The sequence below is a fragment of the Geobacter psychrophilus genome (genome assembly GCF_056821595.1).
On the sequence record NZ_JBXDTU010000004.1, the window covers coordinates 2,042,102 to 2,066,710 of the forward strand.

Sequence of the window (24,609 nt, forward strand, 5' to 3'; positions counted from 1 at the left end):
CCGCATTTCAAGTTCCCTGCCGCAGATTATTTGAAGGTCAACGTTGAACGGTCGGGTCAGAATGTGCCGCCGGCAAAGCCATTATACTGGTCGGCTGTGGGGTCCATGGACTTGCCTGAGGCATCTTTTCCCTGAAACTTGAAGGTCAGGTGAGAGGTGTCAATCGTGCCACTTGCATCGTCGTTCTGATAGAGCGGGAAGTAGACTGTCGCCTCCTGCGTGGTGGGATTGTAGGTCACCCGATTCGGCATGAATGTAAGGTTAGAGCGATCGCTGGAACTATAGGTGCCATTGTCGTACAGGCCGGCTGTACCGCCAGCGGAGCGTCCGATCTTCCAGTTGCTGGTGTTGGTTACCGAAGCGGCATCCATCTGAGAATCAAACTGGAAGGTCATGCTGAACTCCTTGACGCTTCCGGGTTGAATAAAGGTAGCCGAATCAAGCGCAAGCAGGGTCGTTGCGCCGTAGGCGGTATTGAAGGTACTCTGGGTCCTGTTGACACCGGTCATTTTCGGTTTGCGGATCAACTCGCCCAAATCCGAGGCAAAGCCGTCTGCCTGTGATGTCTGAAGGGCATTAAGCTTGTCAATCTGTTCCTGGACCTTGTCTGTTTGTCCCAAGGCGTTATAGGAAGTACCCAATTCGGCGATGGCCGGTGCAAAATCCCTTTTCAGCTCGACAGCCTTTTGCAGCTGTATAACCGCCTCGTCGGTTTTGCCTTCCTTGTTCAAGGCCAGTCCGAGCCCGTAATAGGCATTTCCGTCACGAGGTGCGAGGCGCACTGCCTGCCTGAACGCTGTTTCAGCCTCAGCAGGTTTTTCCATTTGCAGCAGCAGGTGTCCAAGGGTATATTGAGGGAGAGCATTTGTCGGGTTTGCGTAACTTGCTGCCTTCAACTCTTTCTGGGCGTCAACGAATTTCTTCTGGTCGATATAGATGTTGGCCAGATTGATATGCACCTCTTCCTGGCTGCGATCCAATTTGAGGGAAATCGTATATGCCTGGGCAGCCTCTGTGCTTTTGCCCTGTTTGAGATAGGCGTTCGCGAGCATATTGTAGGCATCAACATAGTCGGGCTTGAGGGCTGTAGCCTGCCTGAAGGCCGCTTCCGCTGCCTTGTAGTTTTTATTCTGCAGCAGGTTGAGTCCGTTAGATACAGCGGTGTTGGCGACACTTTCGCGCAGGTTCTGCTGCGACAATAACGCTGAAAACACCATATCAACCGAGTTTTGTGCCATGGCCCCTCCAATAACCAACTTCTACTGTTTACTATATCGGATTTTTTAATGTTTTTCTTGAATAAATTCGCGTAATGGAGTTTTTTCTGAATACAGCGTCATTTCAAAAGATGCAAGCCGGTGCAATCATGTTTGACAATGGAAATTTGAACGGAGCAGAATCGGTGTTCCGTGATGCCTTGTCGTCCTCTCCGCATTCACCGGAGATACTTAACAGCCTCGGAGCGGTGCTTGAACGAACGGGCCGTGAAAAAGAGGCAATATCACTGTTCCGACGCGCAATCGAGCTGAATCCTGTTTTTTATCTAGCACAGTCAAACCTGGGAAATTGCCTTTTCAAGATTGATAAAACGGATGAAGCCGCTGCGGTTTTTTTTCAGGTTCTTGAACAATCCCCAGATAATCCACAAGCCCTTTTTGGCCTTGCCGTCACTAGATACGCTCAGGGATACCCCGAAGAAGCTGTTGATTTCTACGACAGGTTCCTTGCGATATTTCCAGATCACTTTCAGGCGCGACATAACCGTTGTTCTGCGCTGAATGAGGCTGGCCGATTTCAAGAGGCATACTTCTCATATCAGAATCTATTGGCACAACACCCTGATGCTGTCACAACCCGAAACAACTTTGGCCATCTCAAGCTGTTACTGGGTGATTTCTCGGGTCTTGTCGAGTATGAGTCTCGTTTCATTGCTGAGGGTGGAGTCCAACGAAGGCATGCCACTATTCCCGAATGGGACGGAATGCCTTATCACGGGAAAACTCTATTGATACACGCTGAACAGGGCAGTGGAGATGCCATTCAGATTGCGCGCTTTCTTCCTCTGGTTGCTGAGTTGGGTGGAACACTCGTACTGGAATTGCCGTCATCGCTTGCCCCTCTGTTTAATAATATTCCAGGCGTTTCAAAGGTAATTACCCTCTGCGATAGAATCTCGCATGCGGATTTTCAACTTCCTGCGATGAGTCTTTTACGTGTACTCGGTGTCAGAGTTGAGACAATTCCATCAGATACCCCCTACCTTCATCCGGACGTGAATCTGGTTGAAAAGTGGAAATCGGAGCTGGGTAATGACACAGCCCCCAGGATTGGTCTCGTATGGAGAGGTAACAGTTCACATATCAATGACTCAAGGCGTTCCTGCCCAGCAGAGAAATTTCTGGAGATCGTACCCGATTTGCCCGCTATGAAATTTTTCAGCATTCAGCTACAACCCACACCTAAAGAAAAACAGCTAATTGAGCAGATGAATATCGTTGACCCGACTAGTGATCTCAACAGTTTTGCTGATACTGCAGCTCTGATTCAGAATCTTGATCTCGTAATCACCGTGGATACAGCAGTGGCTCACCTGACAGGGGCACTAGGGAAACAGGTATGGACGCTTCTTCCATTTGTTCCTGACTGGCGCTGGATGCTCGATCGTAGGGATACCCCCTGGTATCCGACCATGCGCTTATTCCGACAGCACCAACTGCGTGACTGGGTAAATGTTCTTGCTGAAGTCACAGCGTTTCTACGTAGATCATTTCTTAAATCTGAAAATCCCGACTCGCCATCCAGCACGGTCCCGGTGCTTGGATGCCAGTCCATTAATGATTACCTGCAACGTGCCAATAGTTGCCATCTGTCCGGCGCGTTTCACGAGGCACTCGCGTTATATGACGAGGCGCTTGGGAATCGTCTGGAATGCGGTGCATTATACCATAATCGGGGCAACACTCTTCTTGCATTGGGACGCTATGATGAGGCGATAGAGGCATATCATCATGCGCTACACCATATGCCGGAATACTCTGAATCACACGTTACTATTGCATCTGCGCTTCTAGAACTTGGTAGGATCGAAGATGCGCTTGCTTCGTGCAATACCGCGCTGGAGTTGGACCCGGATAATGCTGAGGCACATTGGAATCGCTCCTTGATTCTGCTTCAACTTGGTCGCTTTCGCGAGGGGTGGCAGGAGCATGAATGGAGATGGCAAAAACGCGGATTCACCTCACCCAGACGCCATTTCGACCTTCCGCTTTGGGATGGTACATTATTTAAGGGCAAGACGATCCTGCTCCACGCCGAACAGGGCTTTGGAGATGCCATCCAGTTCGTCCGCTACGCCCGGCTGATCGCTGATCAGGGGGCAGATGTCATCATTGAATGCCACCCACCGCTGGTCTCACTATTCAAGAGCATAAATGGTATCCGGTCTGTAGTGTCGTTCGATGCGCCCATTCCGGCCTGTGACTATCAGGCTCCGCTTCTCTCTCTGCCAAGACTTATCAGAACCACCCTGGATACTATTCCAGCAAACTGCCCGTACCTGGCGGCATCAGCAGAACGCCTGCAGAAATGGAAGCTCCTTACCGCCCCTTATCATGGCCTGAAGGTCGGCATCGTCTGGGCCGGCAGCAGCATCCACTGTAATGATCGCCTCCGTTCACTGCCGCTATCTCTTCTTGGGCCGCTGGCCGGGTTGGATGACATCAGCATTTTTTCTCTGCAGATAGGTGACGCGAGGATTCAACTTGAACAATCCCCGTTGTCGGCACAGGTCATCGACCTTTGTGACCAGATCGCTGATTTTGATGATACCGCAGCACTGATCGAGCAGATTGATCTGGTCATTACGGTTGACACTGCGATAGCGCATCTGGCAGGTGCCCTGGCCAAACCGGTCTGGCTGCTGCTCCCTTTTGCCCCGGATTGGCGTTGGCTGCTTGATCGTGACGATTCCCCCTGGTACCCGACCATGCGGATCTTCCGGCAGGGAAAGGAATGCAACTGGAAGCCTGTTGTTGAAGCCGTCTGTTCCACGTTGTCAGAGATGCTTGAAAGTCACAGGAGGGAAATCGATACGAAGCTTTCGAATGTGCCTATTGAAGATTTCCGGCCAACAATTCCGCCGATACGAATATTCTGTTACCGGCCTGATACCGATTACCTGCTGACACATGCCAACCGTTACCATACGCGTGTCCCGCTCATAAAAATGCTTGAAGATGGATGTGGAGCACTTGTGTTGGTTGACTCGCCTGCGGATGCTGATTTCATACTGTTCCCCGAGTATCTCGACGCGTTGTTTGATCAGGTCGGGCTGGAAGGTACGAGGCGGTTTCTGCGCGAGCTGCCCTTCATTAATGATTATGAAGAGCGCCATCTCTTTTTTTCCAACCATGACAACTCTGTTCCGCTGGGATTTAGGTCGGTCTTCTTCCAGGTGAGTGTCAATCGCTTCAGCCGGGATCCCCATGCAATCGTTCTTCCGTATCCACCCGAATGGACAAATGACGAACTATTGCATTTCGATCTCTCTCGAATCCGCTATCTCACATCGTTCAACGGCAACATCGCTTCATCGCTGATACGGAGTGAACTGGTTCTGGCTGTTCTCCAGGAACAACGACTATCAGTGTACGCCGATCCTTTACCCGGATTTCACTGCCATCAGAGCAGCGAAGTAAGAGAGGCCCGCAGAATCAGCTATCTCCAGACTCTGGCTGACTCTCTGACGGTCCTCTGCCCGCGGGGAGAGGGGTTGAACAGTATCCGTTTTTTCGAAACTATGGCCATGGGACGCATCCCGGTACTGGTGTCCGAGAGCTGTCTGTTGCCGTTTGAAGATGAAATAACGTATAGCGATTGTTCATTCAGGATTGCCGAAAGCGACATCCCACGTGCCGGAACAATTCTGGCTGACTGGATTACGGCATCGGGTGAGAAGCGATTACTGGAGATGTGTCGGCAGGCCAGAGCTGTCTGGGAGAAGCATTTTTCAACAGAAGGAATACAGGCGCATATTATCGATCATTTGCGTGGGCTTCTTCAGGAAAGGTGTACGACAGCCGGAGAGACTGATCTGGATCCGGACATTGAAGATGTGTTGCGCAAGATCCGTGGTCATTACGAAGCCGGCGACGTTACGACAGTATGCAAAATGTGCGATCATCTGCTTCAACTTGAATGCCTGCACGCCGAGATATACCATTTGCGGGGCATGGCAACTCTTGACAACGGTGCACCTGCTGAAGCATTTCCGTATCTTCTGAAGGCTGCAGAACTGAAACCGCTGAATTCTGAATATAGCGTAAGCCTGGCACGGGCACTGCTCCTGGCAGGGCACACCACCGATGCCGAAACGCTCCTGCGCGCCCTGCTCGAAGGCCAACCCGAGGTCAATGAAGCATGGCTTATGTTCGGGACGATTCTCTTTGGTCAGGAGAAACGTGAAGAGGCTCTCTTCTGCTTTCGACGGGCAGAATCACTGGCCACGTATGATTATCGGGCACCTCTCAACGCTGGAAATGTGTACCTGGCAATGGGTGAATATGAGAATGCTGAACGGTTCTATATCCGTACCCAGATCCTCAACCCGGACTGCGAAGTTGTCGAGCTGGAACTGGAGCGGTTAAGGAACATTCGCGCAGGCAACCGTACTGACTTCCCGGGAGATAACCCTGACGATCAATCGGGTGCTGCCACACAACATCTGCTCACTGCAGCAGACGGCTTCAGGGAAAACGAGGAGTGGGACAAGGCCCTTAAGTGTTATCAACAGGTACTGACGCTCATCCCTGACCACCCCGAGTCATTGCTGGGTGCCGGTGGCACACTCTATTTCCTGAGACGCTTCCGGGAGTCGGCTGCTCACTACCGCCGGTTGTTGCAATTTGACAATGAAAATGTCAAGGCCCACGTGAACCTTGGCATGAGCCTGCTCGCCTCGGGGGATTATGCTCAAGGCTGTAGCGAGTTCGAGTGGCGCATCAAGCCCTTGCTCGCCCAGCTTCCCCCCATCCCGTTCCTTACCCAGGCAAATTGTCGTGGCAACAGCCTGGTTGGTAAAAGTGTGCTACTGCATACGGAACAAGGCTATGGTGATGCCATCCAGTTTGTACGCTACGCAACGCTGCTGGCACAGGCGGGGGCCGTGCCCGTTATTACCGCCCAGTCCGAACTGGTGCGGCTGCTGCAAACATGCCCCGGTGCCGGACAGGTCATTCCACACGGGGAACTGCTGCCGGCAGCAGATTATCAGGCCCTGATCCACAGTCTTCCCCATCTCTTTGCAACGGAACTGCACTCAGTGCCGGCCACGGTTCCCTATCTGTTCCCGGATGCAGCCCTTGTGGAGTCTTGGAGAAGAAAGACCTGCGCTGCTACCGGCATGAAGGTCGGAATCTGCTGGCATGGGCGCCAAATGGGCAAGAGCGGCTATAACCGCTCTGTGCCGCCCGGAATCCTGGCTCCGCTCTTGGAGATGGACTCGGTCACTTTCTTCAACCTGACCAAGGATCCGGGCGTCGATGCCCTGCCAAGCACTGGCAACAGCGGGTATATCGACCTGACCGGCGCTATCTCGGATTTCGCTGACACCGCCGCGCTCATCGTTGCTATGGATCTGATAATTAGTATTGATACCGCTGTTGCACACCTGGCTGGTGCACTGGGAAAGCCGGTCTGGACCCTGCTCCTGCATTCCGCAGATTGGCGCTGGCTCGACAAGCGTGAAGATTCTCCCTGGTATCCGACCATGCGGCTCTTCAGGCAGCCGCTTCCCGGCCAGTGGACGGCAGTAATCACTCAGGTTTCAAAGGCGCTCAAGGCCCTCGCCTAAAGTTATTTTCATATCCCAAAAATAATCCTCAAGTTATCCGACACGGCTCCGATAATTAAACTAACGTACAGTTACTACATCGGCAAGAATGCCGAGTACAAACCCCAGAAAGGAGCATTATCATGGCAATCAACGACATTTCATTAACCGCCGGCATGAGGAACAACCTGCTTTCACTGCAAGGAACCGCCAAAAGCATCGACCGGACTCAGGAGCGTCTCTCCTCCGGTAAACGCGTCAACAGCGCCCTTGACAACCCGACCAACTTCTTCGCAGCCCAGGGTCACCTGGAAAAAGCAACCGACTTGGCAACCCGTAAGGACGGCATGGCCGAAGCTGTTCAGCTGGTCAAAGCCGCTGATGCCGGCATCAAGGCCATCACCTCGCTGATCGAATCCGCCAAAGGTGTTGCCCAGGCCGCTCTGGCAACGTCCAGCACAACAGACCGCTCCAACTACCAGGCCACCTTCGACACACTGACCACCCAGATCAGCCAACTGGCCAGTGATGCTACCTACCGCGGCACAAACCTGCTGACCTCCGGCAGCCTGACGGTCGAGTTCGGCGCTTCAACCGGCGTGTCCACCCTTGGCGTAACCGGTTTTAACGGTTCTGCCGCCGGCTTGGGACTTACTTCACAGTCTCTTGCTTCCACCACCAGCATCGGAACTGCATCGACCGCTCTGGAAAGCGCCCTGAACACCCTCAGGACTCAGTCTTCCAAGCTCTCTTCCAACCTGAGTGTCGTCACGACCCGCCAGGACTTCACCAACAGCCTGATCAGCACCCTGCAGACCGGTGCCGATAACCTGACTCTGGCCGACACCAACGAGGAAGGCGCCAACATGCTGATGCTGCAGACCCGTCAGAACCTGGGCATCACATCACTCTCCATGGCTTCCCAGGCCGCCCAGGCCGTTTTGAGACTCTTCTAATAGAGTATCAAGCGATCACGTAATGTGCAAAATGGGGAGAGGGCTGATGCCTTCTCCCCATTTTTAGATTATTGCGGAGGAAAAACGTATGGATGCCACCAAAATCGGGGGACTAACGCCCTTACCAGACTACCAGCAGATGAAAGCCTATGGACAGGTCGCTCCCGCAGCAACTCACAAGGGTGACACGAAAAAGGAATCTGATTCTGCCATAGCGGCGGCGGCAGATGCTAAAGACCGTGTCAATACAACCTCATCGGTAACCCTTCGGAACCTGGATACGGTCAAGGCCATTGAGTCTCTGCATACCAGAATGAATCAGCTGATTAAGGGCGTACGTGAGACCAACGAATCCCTTGATCACGTTGCGGAACGTATCGACGCCATGAAAGGTGCGCTGAGCACCATCCTCAAAAATTTCCCGCCGTTCCCCGTAGACAGCAAGGAGCGTCAGCAGCTCTTGATGAGTGTCAGCAGTCTGAGAAACGAGATTATGAAAATGACCTTCCCGCCTCCACCGCAACCTGTCTATGAAAAGGTCAAGGGGCAGTGGACAGATCTTGTTACGCCCACCGGTCAGATTCAGTCCAATTCACTGACAGAACTGAATGTTGCCAGCAGTGACAAAGAGGTTGCCGCCGCCTATACGACGATCTCCAGCACCGGGAGTGGAATTGCCTCGTTGAGTTCCGGTATCACTCAGGCGTTGGTTCAACCGTAGCCATGGCTCTTAAACTTACTCTCAAGGCGAATGAAAAGCTGATTGTCGGGCGGGCGGTTCTGCGCAATGGTTCTAAACCGGCCGAGATTTTTATCGAAAACAATATCCCTATCTTGCGCGAACGCGACATCCTGAAGGAAGAGGAGGCCACCTCCCTCTGCCGCAGAATATATTTTGTTGTTCAACTGATGTATGTGGATGAAACGAACCTGCCGGAGTATCACAAGGCCTACTGGGACATGATCAGGGAACTGTTGCCGGCTGTGCCCAGCACCAAACAATACATCGAGGATATCTCTGTACGGGTGGCTCAGGCCGACTATTATCACGCCCTGAAGACCGCCCGCAAGCTGATCGACTACGAGGATGAACTTATTCGCTCAGCCTCTTCTGCAACATAAGCGACATGCATCTCATTTGCGCATACCCGGCAACAGTAATTATAGTCCGAACTCCCGTGTGATTGATTCCGTTTCGCCATCAACAACGCCGGCCTGGCGAACCGTACCCAACAAACGCATGGCCCGCTCCTTGAGACCTGCCTGAGAAAGCTTTCGCAGTAATTCATTCATAAAATCATTGATCCGCAGCCCTTTTTTGCTGAATTCAACGATAGCCCGCATACCCTCCGCAACCTTTCCCTCACAGACCAAAAGCACTGCCAGCATGAGTTCTATATTCGGCTTATCTGTCCCTATTGCTGAAAACCGCTCCAGCAGGCAACGGACTTCACTGTCGCGCTCCAGGCAGAGAGCTGCCACGGCAGCGTTGAGGGCTGCCTCGACATGCGTCGGCTGTGATGAAAGTGCCCGCATTGATGAATCATAGGCCTCGGAGAAACGTCCGGTCTGCAAAAAGGCAAATCCCAGGTTGAAATGGGCCAAGGGGAAATCAGGGTTGATCATCAAGGCTTTTCCCCATAATTCGATCGCCTCCTGATACTTGCCAAGCTCTCCGGCCTGAATGGCCAGCTCCGAGAGCGCCTTCAGGTTGTTACTGCCGTCTTCAGCCAGCTTCTGGAGCCCCAGTTGATAATACCGTTCGCGCTTGTGACGCAGTCGGTCCTTATCCAGATAGCCATAATGATGGATCGGGATCGGAAATTCTACAATCGGTATGCCCTGATTCTTGACCGCATAATCCACCAGCTCATGGACCGGTTTTTCAAAGAATATTCCCCGGTGATTGGGAAACATACGAATCTTGCTGCTCGGCACCCAGCCGCCGCTTGCTTCATGTGCCGGGTATTCACCGGCATTCGGCACCCATTTTTCCAGACTGACATTATCATTGTAGTTGCGGGTGATCATTTCAAACGCAAACGCGCCTTGTGCTTCAGCTAAAATGCGTCGGAAGGATGCATGGTCCTGTGGTGCAATGACTTCGTCGGCATCCATCACGAGAATCCAGTCCCCTTTGGCCCGTTGGACCGATTCGTTGCGGGCCGCTGAAAAATCACCGGTCCAAGGGAAAAATGCAACGTGGGCTCCAAAAACGGTTGCAATATCCACTGTACGGTCAGTTGAGCCGGTGTCTACAACGACAATTTCATCCACGATCGGTGTGAGGCTGGCGAGACAGCGCGCCAGATTCTGCTGTTCATTCTTGGTTATCAGGCAGAGCGATACCGTATTGCTCCGTCCGGGCTGGATTTGAATCGGACCCAGTTTACGGCGGATCTCCAGGGCCGCATCCAGCATGGCATCATTGGTGCCGAACTGCACCAGCGAGCGTTCGATCTCCGAGACGGCAGCCTCGAAATCAGTGGCGTGTATCAGAAAATCTATCAGAAAAAAACTGAGACCCTTTGATTCCGGGAAGAATCTGATCGCTTCGCGCAAAACGGTTGCAGCTCGCGAGAAATCGCCCGTCTCGTTGATGATGGTATGATAGGCGCTGCGGGTCAACTGGCGGGTTGGCGTCAGCATGACGGCCTGTTCCAGAAGCTTCAACCCCTCTTGATGCTGCCCGTCCTGCCACAGTAGCGCTCCGAGCTGGGCATAGGCAACACCGTCGCCCGGATCGGCACTGATCGCGCGGCTAAAGAATTCAGCTGCCGCTGTAGCATCGCCCATGCCCAGGGCGGCCTCACCTTTGAGGTTCAAGGCGGGGGCATATCCGGGATCCAGCACAAGGGCGTGGTCCGCGCGTGCAGCGGCTTCTTGATACTCGCCACGTGCGGAGTTGCATAAGCCCAGCAGCACGTGCCCCCGTGCATCTTCAGCTCCAGCGGGCAAAGCCTTGAGAACATCCGCAGCATCGGAGGGCTTTCCAGAATCGAGCAGGATATCCGCCAAGGCATAATAGAACTTACGCTCATCATGCAACAGCCGGATTCCTTCCTGCAGCAGTACCTCTACTGCCTCCTCAACCTCGAACCGCTGATGGAGCGTCGCGGCCTTTTCAAGCGCCTTGAGCGTAATGATCTTGCGGGCCATGTCTTCATCGGTCACTGGACGGCACCATTTTTCCTGATAAAGCTTCATGTTGCCGGAGATGCTTGATGAATAGTCGAGCTTGTTCCCATCGAAGCTGGCGCTTCCGAAATGATGGATAAATACATCTCCGGCGATCATGTTGCTGAAGCCCTCCAGTGCGGCCCGGACACAGTAATCGTCATCCTCGAAATTACCGGTGCCGAATGAGATGTCCATCAGCCCGACCTGTTCCATCAGTTCGCGCCGAAACAGCATGCAGAACCCGACTATCCTGCGGCAGGGGATGCGGCGGTGGCGATAACGCTCACGATATGCAGCGGCAAACGGCTCCAATCCGGTCAGCGCGTCATACCCCACCTGATCGACCTTCTGAACACCGCTGATATTGTTAGTCATCGGCCCGACGATGCCGATATCGGCGTGTGCATGAAGGCATTCCAGAAGCCCGGACAGCCAATTCCTGGTCACCACCACGTCATTGTTCAGGAGCAAGATACACTCTCCCGCTGCAGCCTGCATCCCCTGGTTGCAGCCGGCTGCAAAGCCACGGTTCTCGCTATTCTCGATCAAGCGGCAGTTGTCATGTGTGGCCACAACATCGCGAAGCCATGTAACGGTCCCGTCTGTCGAGCCATTGTCAACGAAGACAATTTCATGGGATTCCGGGGTGTTTTGCCGGATACTGGCAAGGCATTGCCGGGTGTAATCCAGCTGATTCCAGGTCAGGATGATGATGGATACCATCCTCTGGTTCCGGTCGTTTCCGCCGGGCTTTGAACAGAGATCTTCTTCGAACGGGCGGCCAAGAAGGCGGCGCAACTCAGGTGCATAGCGGGGTATATCGGGATCCGTTGCAAATCCGTCGGACAGATAATAGCGATAATCATCCCGCCTGACCCGATCGCCCCACTTGCTGAAAAAGAGAGTCCGGTTCCGCTCGAAACGTTCCTTCTGGGTCTGCATTATTTTCTCAGGTTCTGTCTGGTCAGTCGGCTGCAGTCGTTCCAGGCTCAATGTTTTGCTCTGGTGATGAATCACCGTACTTTCAGCGCAATACCAGGCCGTCTGCCCGCGATCATGATACACGTAGCACAGGTCGTCGTCTTCCCAACCGTTTTCGTAGCGCTCGTCAAATCCGCCAGCTGCGGAAAATTCCTTCTGTCTGACGAGGATGCAGGCGCCGGTGATGATGTTAAAGGCCCTGCTTTTTGTCACACAGGCAGCATCAGCCGGCATACGATAATAGATATGATGGGCGGATGCATTGGGAACATCCAGATCCTTCCAGACCTTGCCGCAATGCTGGATGGTGCCGTCAGGAAAGATCAGTTTGGGCGTAACGATGCCTACCTCGGGACGGGATGCGAGTACGCTGTGCAAGGGCTCCCACCAGTCCGACAGCAGTTCGGTATCATTATTCAGAAACAGCAGGTAGTCTCCGCGGGCGCTGGCTGCGCCCCGGTTGCAGGTGGCTGCAAAGCCGAGATTGCTGTGATTGCGCAGGAACGAAAGTGAATCAAAGCGGCTCGTATATTCAGCAAGGCATTGATTGAGCAGGGTTTCTGAGGCATCATCGACGATGATGATCTCAAAGCGGGTTTTCGGGGGGAAAGAAAGCAGGGAATTAAGACAGACCGCCGTAACATCCGCCTGATTACGGGCGGGTATTATGATGGAAAGTTCGGGGAGGGATACTTCATCATCCCCCCTCGGGGGTGCTGTCAACGGCTCAAAAAAAAATCCCTGTTGGCCGGATCCTGGAGTTTCATAACCAAAGAGCGGGCATCCTGATTCCATGGTTCAAAATCGAGGATGCGGCGCAGAAAGATCAGCGCTTCGTCCGGTTGCCCAACCTGCAGGCAGAGTTGCGCCAGACCGGCCAGGAGTTCCACATCGCGGGGATACTGCTTCAGTGCTCCGGTCAACAGTTCTATGGCCTTGTCGATGCGCTCTTCACTGCAGGCGCAGACCCCGGCATAGTTTTTGAGAAAGAGCAGGTTATCCGGTGCATAGCGGTGGGCCAGTTCGTGGTGGGAAAGTGCTAGCTCAAGTTCTCCATTTTCGGACAGAAGCACACCCAGGTCATTATGCAGCAGTGCATTGGTCGGTTGATCCCTGAGCTGGGATTCAAGTGTTGTGATCCTGGCGTCCCGGACTGGCGGCACTGCCTGCTGGACTGGAACGGACATGGCAGCGATTGGGCGGGTTGGGGGAGCCAGGCCGGCAATAGACTGTTTCAGTTCGGCCAGCAGGGCATCTACATCATTGTGCACAGGTCCGGGAGGTACGGCCGATAGCGAAACCTTATCAGCCTGCAAGGGAACGTTGTTCGATGACAGGTCTGCCAGGGCGCTCAACGCCCCCTGGTTCCAGGGCTCCAGCGCCAGGATCTTCTGCAGGAAGATTCTGGCCTGTTCCGGTTGTTCGGAACGCAGACTGATCAGGGCCAGGGCGCCCAGTACTTCGGTATCATTGGGATCTTCCTTGAGCAGGTCGGTATACATGAAGATGGCATCATCCGACCAGCCGAGTTCCACAAAGTAAAAGCTTGCCAGATTCTTGCGATAGGTCCGATTGCGCGGGTCAAGCCGAACCGAGCGCTCATAGCGGCCCAGGGCCTGCAGCCGGTCTCCAAGTTGATACCACAGCACCCCCAGGTCATTGTGGGCCTGGGCATAGTCCGGAAAATCCGCCAGAAATTTCCCGATCCGGGCAAGCGCCTCTTCAGGAGGTACGTTGGATAATGTCCGTTCCAACTGAGAATAGCTTTGCGTGGCCTGTATGTCATGGAATGAGTTCATGATTCACCTGTCAGTTCAGATTTTCGATACAGTAACAACTACCGCTCAGAATTGCAACAGAGCAGACTCATTTCCCGGGTTCCGTCCGATAAAGGCGGCCCGCACCTCCTGTGCCTCTGCTTCCCGCCCGAGCTTGCGCAGGACAGACACCAGATCTGCAACGGTACGCGGGTTGTCGGGTGCGGATTTGAACGCAGCAACTGCGCTTCGAAGCAGTTCTGCAGCAGTGACCGGGATTGAAGGGGAGACGGAAGCAGCACCTTCCAGTGCCTGTATGTCGCCGGAGATGTCACTGTCTTCGGGATGACGCTTCAGATACTTGCGCAGGAGCGGCAGCACCTCCTCGGTCCTGTTCAGTGTGGCACCAACTTCTGACAGAGTCTGCAATGCCGTCTTCTGGTCTGTATCCTGCGCAAGTGACTGCTTCAATGTCTCAAATGCCTCCTGCAAACGGCCGGCACCTTTCTGGGCAATCCCAAGGCCGCAAAGCGCCTTGGCATTGCCTGGCTCCAGATGCAGTACATTGCCAAAAGCGACTTCTGCTGCAGCATACTCACCGGCCAGCAGATAGACGATCCCCATGCCGGCGTTGGCACGCATGTCGGCTGAGTTGGCCTCCAGTACCTCCTCAAACAAGACCCGCCCTTCGTCGAGCTGGCCCAGGCTGGTCAGGCACTCTCCCATCTCGCACAACAGAGCCAGACGGGCCTGGGCAAACGCCTCCAGCGCCTTCTCAAAATTCCCTTTTCCGCGGTAATGGGCGCCGGCTTTCAGCCAGTCATGCATTTCATGGGTCTTCATGGTATATCCTTTCAAGCTGGGTTGTAGTTCAATCCTCTGCTGTATAACGCAGAAGCACACTCTTCAGGCGCTGTGAGCTGGTGATTCTTTGCAGGATGGATGCGGATGAATGCGCCACCAGCGGAATCAGGGGATAGCGCGTACCAGTCACTGACCGGTCAGGTTCCGGGGCAGGGGGGGCTGAATGTGGTGGATGGTAGGGCCCCACCCGACCCTCTGCCACAGCCGGGCCGATCTGCACAGTGCCGTCGGGCTGGATGATCGCATCAACCTTGCTTTTGCCCTGCCAACGATCATGCAAGCGACGGATGTTATCGCTGGCCCGTCGGAAGCGTTCCGTACCGGAACGGGACTCGTGGTGAATAACGGCACTGGCTGGCTGGTACACCAGCATTCCTCCCCGTTGCGCCAGATTCAGGCAGAGATCGACATCCTCGTAGCCGTTCCAGTACCCCTCGTCAAATCCGCCAGCTGACTCGAATGCATCGCGGCGCACCATCATACAGGCCGCGGTCAGAGCCTGTACCCGCCGGAGAATGTTTGCCGGAGGATGAGCCGCCGGAAAACCGACAAACTGGTTTTTAGCCAGCAAGGGATCACCGGCTTGCCGGTCATCGATGAGCGTCACACCGGCATGCTGGATCGTTCCATCGGGATAGAGCAGCTTGCTGCCGACCGCAGAAACCAGAACATCCTGGTCCAGGGTAGTAACCAGCGGCTCAAGCCATCCGGGCGTAACCTCGGTATCGTTGTTCAGAAACAGCAGGTATTTCCCTTTGGCGGAACGTGCACCCTGGTTGCAGGCGGTTGCAAAGCCGAGATTGCGGACGTTGCGAACGAGCGTGGCCCTTCCCTCCCACTGTGCCAGCAGTCCGGCGGTCCCGTCGCTGGAGCCGTTGTCTACCAGCACCAGTTCATACCTGTATCCGGCTGTATTCTTCTCCAGTGCGGCCAGACAGAGGTGTGTCAGTTCAACCTGATTGTAGAGCGGGATGATGATCGATACAGCCGGTACTGCTGCTGTAGAGGAAACAACCATCCGGCCGCCGGACTCCAGCCTGCCTGACAGCCCGAATCGGGCGTACAGTCCCTGATCGTCTGAACGGACTTTGCCCTGCCAGCGGCCGAAAAAACGCTGCATATTGGGAATGTCATGCGCCTTGCGCCCGGTGCTCTGTTCTGCGTAGTGGGTAACAACGCTCTGCGGTACGTAGAGGACCCGCTTACCCGTCTCGCCGGCCCTCAGACAGAGGTCCACGTCCTCAAAACCGTTGCGGAATCCTTCGTCAAAACCGCCCAGCTCCTGGAACAGGGTTTTTCGCAGCAGCAGGCATGCTCCGGTCACGGCCTGCATATAGCGCCGTTCCATGACGGGTGCTGCATCAGCGGGAAAATTGGCAAAGATATGATAGCCCAGACCCCGCTCATCAAAGGCAATTCCTGCATGCTGACAGCGTCCATCCGGGTAGAGCAGCCGCGCGCCACAGATGTCGGCCTCGCCGTCGACGATCGGTGATATCAATGCCTCAAGCCAGCCTGTCTTGGGAATGGTATCGTTATTGAGGAACAGAACCAGTTCGCCGCGAGCATGTCGCGCCCCCAGATTGCAGGCAGCCGCGAAACCCAGATTATCGTGGTTCGTAATGACGGTTATCCGCTCGGCTTGGCGTGCCAGATACTCTGTTGTCCCGTCGCTGGAGGCGTTATCCACCACAATGATCTCGACCGGTATCGCTGCAGGCTGAGTGGTAAAAAGTGTTTCCAGGCACTGTCGAGTGAGGTCTACCTGGTTGAATACAGGAATGACGATGGAGATCTTAACGGGGGCGCTTGGAGCCGTTGGCAGCGTGCCTTTTGAGCGACTGTGCTGCCCGATAATCTCGCGATAGGCATCAAGATACTGGTGTGCCTTGGCGCGAACCGTATAATGGTTCATTATAACAGCACGCGCATTTTGAGCTATTTCGTGTCGTAGCTCCGGGCGTTCAATCAGAAGTGAAATAGCCTGAAACCATTTTTCCGGATCATTATCTACAAGAACTCCGGTGGCTCCCTGTTTGATACAACTGTTATAAGGGGTCAGATCTGAATAGATACCCGCGACACCACAGATGGAATATTCCAGCCATTTGATATTGCTCTTGCAGCGATTGAATGCATTATCCAGTAACGGGATCAGGGCAATATCAAAGCCGGCCTGCCCCAACGTTCGGGCATATGATCGATAGTCCACCGCAAAAGGAATAAAAACATAACCAGGCAGCGTAGACAGGCTCTCGTAGCTATCTCCCATAAATCTGAAGGCCACGCGATTTCCATACTTCCGGGCAATTTTGAAGAGTGCCGGCTCAATAGCCTTCAGGTCGGCCCGATGTGTTGCAGTACCTGCAAACCCGATCACAACAGGTTCGTTAGCTGTTTTTACTTCAGAAACCTGCCAGAGGGTCTCATCTATCAGATTCGGTAAAACATAGACGGATGGATTGTATTTTTTAAAAGCTTCGGCTAACAAATGTGTGGACACGGTGACAGCACTGCAGCGAGACAGCACTTCCGGCAAGAGCCGGGAGGTCTCCTCCACCCAGGGCTTAAGGTGGTTGTCGTCTGGCAATGCCGTTATTAGGTCGTCAACCTCATAGATGACCGGTTTCCCTGTGGCAAATAGCTTCTCAATGTATGGGAGTGACCCCTGACGAGGGTAGAATCTTTGGATAACGATCAGATCCGCCGCATCAATCACATCCAGTTTTGTAGTACAAGTTGTTCCGTCGGACGTTGCGCCCCAGAGGAGCTGCACCGATTTATCCCAAAAGGTCAATGGTGAAATCAGTCTGATTTGAGGGCAGGCACACTCCTGTCTGTCGAGGGAAAAAAACGCGACCTTTATTTTGTCCGGCATCACGCGAGTTGAAATATTGCTAGCGGGTCTGAACATTTGCTCAATCGCCGCAAGGTCTTTTTTAATTTTCGGAGCGCCAGAAGGAGATATACAGGAAGCGTACTGTTCAATAAGGAAACTCGCATCCTCAGCAATTGTCATAACAGGAATAGCGTGCCCATTCAGTTTTTGCAACATGCCGGGGTTTGAGATGATTTGTTGGAGCAGACAAGTCAGTTCTGCCTTATCAAAAGGGTCAAACAATATTCCATTGACTCCTTCGCGTACAATTTCCGGGATGCCCCCTACTCGTGCCGCCAGAACAGGGATACCGGCACTCAGAGCCTCTCGTACCGTAAGACAATAGCTTTCTATGAATGATGGAACAATCAGAACATCAATATTAGAAAGTATTTCTGGTAATTGATCGGGAGTATAGCTGCCATGGTAGGCAATCCTTACATCAGAGATGCCTTTTTTAAGTTCCTCGATCCAGTGGGGTTCGCCACCGCCAAATATATCTAACCTGGACTGACCATATGTTGCAGCAAAAGCACTGACAAGGGGAAAAATATTTTTAAGTGGATGGATTGTACCCATGTAACCAAATCTTATGCCAGCGCCCATTGGGGAACGCGTAACAGAAAACTTCCCGATGCCGATAGGGGCGACCGTGATTTTGTTAACACCAAAAGCGAACCGATTGAAAACATCGGCGACGAAACCTGACGGTGAGAAAAGCAGGTCAACATTCAACAATTGTTCGCGTACATATGCCTGGCGAAATGCAATCGCCTGTTCCACAGCGGTCGGAGATATATTGGAGTGATGTCCTGTTCGAAAAAAACAATCCGTGCATTTGGTCTCGCTTTCAGGTCCTGAACAGACAGTTCCGCTTTCCTCAATGAAGAGATGTGTGCGGAGACAGATAAACCAGAAATCGTGGAGGGTAAGGGCAACGGGTACTCCATGCTCTTTTGCACTGGCAATCATCGATATGGATAAATGGGCATTTATATGGTGAAAATGAACTAGATCAAAAACATGGGACTCAAGAAAGCGGCCAAAGGCCCGGTCAATATCTTGTGAGATGATTGCAGAAACCCAATTTCCGATTGGGACATTGAATTTTGCCAGTGTCAGGCCGTCAACAGCATCTAAAGTGATCGAGTAATCGGGTCCGGACATATCTGTGGCCGGATAAAGGACCGTTACATTAATTCCCCGTGAACTCATTTCATTGGCAAGGTTACGGGTATAAACCTCGACACCGCCGACAGCATTCGGCGGAAAACCGTGTACGACGAACAGCACGGCAGATAAGGTGCCAGTCACATTTTTTTTCTGGTAGCGTTTGCGGTATTCTGCTTGGATCATGGCCGCCTCGCGAAGCGGACGGTCACCCTTGCGGGAAACCGTTCCTTCATTCAACCAGTAGAGCCCCAAAAGCTCCGGAAGATGGACAAAATCGTAGCGTTCCGCCGCACGAAGCCAGAATTCGTAATCAGCGGCACACTGGTATCGCTCGTCAAAATAACCTATCTCGTCATGCAGAGAACGACGCCAGACCGGATGCGGGCCTACAAAACAGAAATCCAGCAGCTTTGATCGCTCAAAATCGGGCCAGCGCAGATAATCGTGCGGTGTGCAATCAGCGAATGTTTCATTTTCATGCAAGGTGACAATCGAGTCGCCATAGGCTAGCGCCTTATCAGGATGGCACTGAAGTGCATGAGTCAATACCTCGATAGCATCACTTCTCAGCCGGTCGTCGGTATTTGCATTGGTGATGAACTCTCCCCGGGCCGCCCTAATGCCGCGGTTCCAGGCCTGATAGACTGTTTCGCGCTCAACGGTTCTAATATATTTTATACTCGAATAACGCGACTGAAACTCTTTAACGATGCTCCCCTCATTCTGCGGGGAGGCACTATCCACCACAATGATTTCCAACTGCCCTCTTTTGTATAATGTCTGGTCTACCAAGCCTTCAAGGCAACCCCTGATAAAAAATTCGGAGTTGTACGTGGAAACAATTGCGGATACACGAATGTCCGGTAAAACCATTGAAAACGGCCTGTCTATTTGTGTTAAAAAGTCACGCGGGAGTGACATCGATATACTCCTACTGTTTCAAAACAAAGTGATTGAGTTGTAACGTAACCGCTTTTTGAAAAGCCACAAAATAAAGATCAGGAGTAGCCCCCTTACATTCTGACAGAAACAAACTTTTCAAAAAACTGGTATGACGGAAACAGAGCCAGTCGCGAACCATTCGCTAACATCTTTCCAGTGAGGTTCGCCAACGGTGGGACTCCACGTTGAAGCATCTTGTATGAATACACGAGGTTTATCGGATGATGCCGCAATAGTTTGACGAATCGCTTTCTCTATTACTGACGAATTAACAGATCGAATGCAATGCACCCGCATGTACCTGCATTTCCAATTGCAGCCGTAACATTCCAATGGGAGACAGGCTACTGATGTAAGATGTGAGTACGGCATAAAACGCCCAAAGTGTCCACCGCCAAGCAGTACCACATTGGGAGTTCCCACAGCACAGGCGAGGTGGGCAAGTCCTGTCTCCGCTCCCACCACCAGTAAACAGCGGCTCAAAAGAGCAGCGCTCTGGCGTAGTGTAGTAGCACCACTCAAATTGATCGAGCCTGCAGCGGCGATATCATTAAGGTTCCGCTGGTTAATATCATAGTCGCCTGCAGATCCAAGAGCTACGACAGAATAACCATTCTCACTGCAAATGCCCGCGAGAGCCGCCCCGTATTTTTCATAAATGCGAACACCTTGTTGGGCGCCTGCGAAAAGTGCAATAGTTTTTCCTGGATCAAGCCCTTGATCTTCAAAAAAACGATCGCTAAATGCCAAATCATCAGACCTTAATCTCAGGGTAGGTTCAATTTTCACATCAGTAATCCCAATTCCAGAAAGAAAATCCTGATGTCGCTCAAGCTCGGATTTTCTATCACCAGAACTAGAAATAACTGATGTGTATAAACGATTGTTGTTTATTTGATCTTCTAGCGACATATTGCAGCAATCTCCTTGAAGCGCAATCCGTTCACGTGCACCACAGTTAACTGCAAAAAAATCGGTGAGTGGTTCACGCGAATATACTGCATTGAGGCAGATGTCGGCACGGAGTTCTTGCAGTTGCTGTAGAATGCTTGTTCGATATTCTTCCTCATTAATAGCTCGTAGCCTGTTGAAGGTTATTACCCGTTCCACATCTGGATTTGCATCGTATAGTTCAGCGATGTGCTCCTGGCATAAAACGGTAATTTTTGCATCAGGACGACGCGATTTCAGGTGTGGGAGAATTGACATGGCAAGTATATTGTCACCAATCGAATCAGGACGAACCCAAATAATCTGCTTTTCCCTGCCATCGTTTCCAGCTTTTGTTAGCGGATTAAATTTAGCCAGGCAGAAACCGAACTTCTCATGTGACACCATCAGGATTTCGAAGCGTGGATCGGCTTGCATCTGCTTATAGCTTTTGTGGTGCTTGATATGGAAGATGTCATCCAGAGCCAGGTAGCAGGGTCCCTTGAGCCGACTCGTCAGGTAGTTGAACTCAACATTGCCCATATGGCCGCCGCTGTCCAGCAGGACAAAATCGGGACGGTCCTCGCAGAGCTGGAGCGCCCGGCCGATCATGTCGTCATGAATCCCGGTAAAGTCGGTTTCCTTGTAGTACAGCAGGGCACGCTGCTGTTCATGATGGTCGACGAAGATATCATCGTACTCAATGTTGTTGACGCAGCTCTGCTCGATCTCCTCGATGGTGGGCAGCTTGGCGCGCGGCACGCTCAGCCCGTTCAGCATGCGCACCCGGTCGATCAGACCGCTGCGCTGCAGGTTGACCCACGCCTGGCGATAGTTGTCGGGGTTGCACTCGATGGTGCAGAACACCGTGTCGTCCAGGCCCAGGCTCTTTAGGGTGCTGGCGATGATGCGCGTGGTCCCTTCACCGTGGTAGGTGCCGGTCTCAATGATCCGTTTCGGACGAACCCGGGCGAAGAGATCGGCGATGGTGCGGGCAAATTCGGATTCCTCATTCACGGCAGTCAGGTCGTGTTCCGAGGCGGCTTCTCCGGCAACTTTGACATGTGCTTTTCGCACTGAAAGTTGCGCTGTAGAGGCAGAGATCATATCTGTTAGTACATTATTATCGCTGCAGGAGCGATCGGGATTACGACCTTCAGCGTTGTTGTCAAGTTGCTTCCCGGCGTATTTGACTTGCAGATCCTGTTCGATAAAGCGGTTCATGTCGGCAATTACATCTGCAAGCTCCTTGAAACCCGGTCGGCCAAACAAAGATTCCAGGGATTCGCCGAACATGGTGAGGACACCCTTGTAGCGTAAAAGGCTCATAGTGAATAAAGCCATCTTTGCAATCAACCTGTCGTGGGGAGTGGTCAGTCTGTCGGCAATACTCATGTACGCTTCGGTCAGTTTGAGGAATGGGCTGACTCCATCGGGTTCGCCAGGACAGTGTTTTTTACGATAGGTATTGGTGTCGCCATATGAATCTACCTGCCGCATAAAAAAGAGAGTTTCATCCACCAATGCAAAGGCCCCCAGGATTGCAAGTTCCGCCAGCCTGACATGGTCGAAGCCGACCACCTTGTGCCGGGAGAGCGACTGTAGTTCCCTGCAGCGAAAAATCCCGTACTGCTGGTGTGACTCCACAAGTCCATAGGAGACCACAAGGGCACGGACATATGGCTGCATGCCCCTTGTATCGAATACAGAGGGTATGTCCCCCAGGATATGGTCGTCCTTAAACCATTTTGCACGAGGGTAGGCTAGGACAACCACAGGGTCGGATTCAAGCTGGGCCAGGCATTTCTCTACAAACCCGGGAGCATAATAATCGTGGCCGGCAGCGCCCATAAAGTACGTTGTCGTCGCATTGTCAATTACTCTGTAGCAAAGTAGCGGGTCGTTGATCTCTTCATGAACTACCTTCACGCGCGGGTCCTGCCTGGCAAAATTCTCGGCAATTTCACCACTCTCATCCGTTGAACCGTTGTTTGTGATGACCAGTATGAAATTACGGTATGTCTGATTGAGGATGGAGGTGATCGAATCGCTCATATATGGCGCTTCATTGTAAACGGACATACCAATAGTAAGCACTGGCTGGGTGTTCATAACGTGCTCTCCATGACTGAAATGTGCAGCTCTTTCTGAGTAAAGGATTCTCCGTGGAGCAGTAACGACTAACCCTCTGTTCTGAAATATATTTTCTCAACTAAAGCACATTGTGCGCCAAAATTTTTTTAGTTGAAGTTGATCCGTTGCCAGGGCCCGTAAATAATAGTTATACAGGGTTGGTTGCCGGATGATGACGATCGGCCTGCGTATCTTCCTGGCCGATCGTGTCAAAAAACGGTCATGCTATTTTGATGCAGTACCTGTAATGACAGATCACTGATTGTAACTCTCCGGGGAACCTGACGCCAGGGTGCAGCGGCTTTCCATGTCGCCGATTCGCGCCTCAGATGTATCGACCAATCCAAATTGGTCAGATAGCTTCTGCCACCAGGTGTCATGAGAAATTATGCGATGATATTCGGCGAGTTCCTGGTCTGAACGGAAATGATCTCCCGTACCTCTCAATGCCTGTGAGAGGAAAAAACGCCCAAAGGCATGATCGGGATATTTCCCCGTGACATTCGAGAAGTATTTGACGGCCGTGTCGAAATTCCCAGCCTTCAGGTTATAGTTAGCGATAAAATTTACGATAAGATTGAATTCGTAGGCGGTTTTCTCGATTTCCAGCGGGTCGACCCCGGGAGCGGTTATCACGCATTTTGTATTGATATGCTCCAGGAAGCTTGTTTGGTTAAGATAACCGTTTGATACACAGATATCATACAGTCTGCTTCCAAAAATCGGTACGGCACAGAAGATGTGCGCCCAGTCGAAACCTACGTCCAGCAAGAGGTCCAGGGTTTCCTGCCGGTGCTCTGGCATCTCGCCCGGCAATCCGATTACAATGAACGCGTGGCACTGAACGCCATGTCGGCGCAGCATTCCGACCTTGTCTTTAACCATTTTTGTATTCAACGGCTTGCCGATGATCTCTTTGAGCACGTAATCTGAACCTGATTCCACGGCAAGCGCAACCGTGGAAGTGCCTGCTGCTTCCAGCAGTGACGCGATCTCTTCGTCGATAGCGTAAACCGCGATCCCGTTCGGGAATTCGACTCTGATGCCGAAGGCAGCAAGTCCTTTCAGGATCGCCTTAGCCCGCGTTGTATCAAAAAAGAAATGATCATCCTCGATCAGCAGGACTGTCATGCCGTAGAGCTCTTTCATTTCCCTGACTTGCTCCAGTACCCGCCCGACACTGCTGGACCTGACCTTGTTGCCATGCAACGACGGATTGGAGCAGAACACGCAGGAAAACGGGCAGCCGCGGGAGGTGTGAATCGGCATTTCGCGTTTCAGGTCATTACTGAAGCGTTTGTCAATCGAGCGTGAATTGTAGTCATCCAGTCTGATCAGGCTGAAATCAAGCATGGGGATCTCATCGAGATCTGTTACAAATGTGTTGAGGGGAGCCTTGCCAGCCGCCCACCCTTCGCGTGTCAGCCAGGAGGGGTGTGATGCTAGAAGCGCTTCCCTGTTGCGGGCCCCGACCAGTTCTGCCAGAGGCAGCTCACCTTCACCCTTGCAGACGGCATCTACCGATGGACAATGTTCCAGAACCTCTGCGTATGCAGCCGACGGGAGGCCGCCTCCCGCAACGACAAGGCATTCGCTTTTCACCTTTTTGACGGTTTTCGATAGATTTTCGATATAGATGAACGAAGTGTTGAATAATGCTGAGATACCGACAATGGTCGGATCGAAATCATGCACCTGTGTTGTCAGCAAGAGCTCGAACGATGCCAGCAAGACTTCTCTGTTCGAGTGGGCCAGCTCCTCCCTAAAAGAGGCGTTAAGGTCCACGACCCTGACCTCGATAGTATCCCCGAACATTTTCACCAGATAGGCATTAAGGGAAAGGACTCCGTAGGGGATGGTGAACGGCGGTATCACCCCTGATCGGGACATATAATCGTCGATGCTGAAATAGGGCGGAATGATGAACAACACACGTTCTGTAGTCATAGGTGTCCTTTGTGATGCCGGGCGCGGGGGCAGTGCTGT

Annotated in this window: 11 protein-coding genes and 1 pseudogene; 5 read left to right on the forward strand and 7 right to left on the reverse strand. The window is 52.6% G+C overall.

The genetic code is table 11. The annotated features are described in order from the left end of the window. Window positions 1-56 precede the first annotated feature (56 nt). Complete coding sequence (locus ACOCF6_RS11860; protein WP_482460587.1) at window positions 57-1,238, reverse strand: tetratricopeptide repeat protein; 1,182 nt, start codon at window positions 1,236-1,238, stop codon at window positions 57-59. Window positions 1,239-1,366: 128 nt separating this feature from the next. Between ACOCF6_RS11860 and ACOCF6_RS11865 the strand changes: the two are divergent. The 5 genes and pseudogenes from ACOCF6_RS11865 to ACOCF6_RS11885 form a co-directional block, all read left to right on the forward strand. Beyond that, window positions 1,367-1,699, forward strand: a pseudogene (locus tag ACOCF6_RS11865) (tetratricopeptide repeat protein); the annotation flags it as partial. 726 nt (window positions 1,700-2,425) lie between these two features. Beyond that, complete coding sequence (locus tag ACOCF6_RS11870; protein WP_482463336.1) at window positions 2,426-6,850, forward strand: tetratricopeptide repeat protein; 4,425 nt, start codon at window positions 2,426-2,428, stop codon at window positions 6,848-6,850. 122 nt (window positions 6,851-6,972) lie between these two features. Continuing rightward, window positions 6,973-7,785 carry a flagellin N-terminal helical domain-containing protein gene (locus tag ACOCF6_RS11875; RefSeq protein ID WP_482460588.1) on the forward strand — a complete coding sequence of 271 codons (813 nt, stop codon included), beginning with the start codon at window positions 6,973-6,975 and terminating at the stop codon, window positions 7,783-7,785. An 88-nt stretch (window positions 7,786-7,873) separates the two neighbouring features. Next, complete coding sequence (locus ACOCF6_RS11880; RefSeq protein ID WP_482460589.1) at window positions 7,874-8,506, forward strand: hypothetical protein; 633 nt, start codon at window positions 7,874-7,876, stop codon at window positions 8,504-8,506. Window positions 8,507-8,508: 2 nt separating this feature from the next. Continuing rightward, on the forward strand, window positions 8,509-8,907 hold the full coding sequence (locus ACOCF6_RS11885; protein ID WP_482460590.1) for a flagellar biosynthesis repressor FlbT: 399 nt from the start codon (window positions 8,509-8,511) through the stop codon (window positions 8,905-8,907). 39 nt (window positions 8,908-8,946) lie between these two features. Here the strand turns inward: ACOCF6_RS11885 and ACOCF6_RS11890 are convergent, their stop codons facing one another. The 6 genes from ACOCF6_RS11890 to ACOCF6_RS11915 form a co-directional block, all read right to left on the reverse strand. After that, window positions 8,947-12,669 (reverse strand): glycosyltransferase, encoded by a 3,723-nt coding sequence (locus ACOCF6_RS11890; RefSeq protein WP_482460591.1) that lies wholly within the window; start codon window positions 12,667-12,669, stop codon window positions 8,947-8,949. Further along, complete coding sequence (locus ACOCF6_RS11895; protein WP_482460592.1) at window positions 12,666-13,745, reverse strand: tetratricopeptide repeat protein; 1,080 nt, start codon at window positions 13,743-13,745, stop codon at window positions 12,666-12,668. The genes ACOCF6_RS11890 and ACOCF6_RS11895 overlap by 4 nt, the downstream gene beginning before the upstream one ends. A 45-nt stretch (window positions 13,746-13,790) precedes the next feature. After that, window positions 13,791-14,546 carry a tetratricopeptide repeat protein gene (locus tag ACOCF6_RS11900; RefSeq protein ID WP_482460593.1) on the reverse strand — a complete coding sequence of 252 codons (756 nt, stop codon included), beginning with the start codon at window positions 14,544-14,546 and terminating at the stop codon, window positions 13,791-13,793. A 28-nt stretch (window positions 14,547-14,574) separates the two neighbouring features. Beyond that, window positions 14,575-19,491: a glycosyltransferase gene (locus ACOCF6_RS11905; protein ID WP_482463338.1), complete on the reverse strand. Its 4,917-nt coding sequence runs from the start codon at window positions 19,489-19,491 to the stop codon at window positions 14,575-14,577. 165 nt (window positions 19,492-19,656) lie between these two features. Then, entirely contained in the window at window positions 19,657-22,602 is a 2,946-nt protein-coding gene (locus ACOCF6_RS11910; protein ID WP_482460594.1) for a glycosyltransferase, read from the reverse strand. A 276-nt stretch (window positions 22,603-22,878) separates the two neighbouring features. Beyond that, the gene (locus tag ACOCF6_RS11915) at window positions 22,879-24,570 is read right to left on the reverse strand and encodes a B12-binding domain-containing radical SAM protein (RefSeq protein WP_482460595.1); all 1,692 of its coding nucleotides are present in this window, start codon (window positions 24,568-24,570) and stop codon (window positions 22,879-22,881) included. Between the last annotated feature and the right edge of the window lie 39 nt (window positions 24,571-24,609).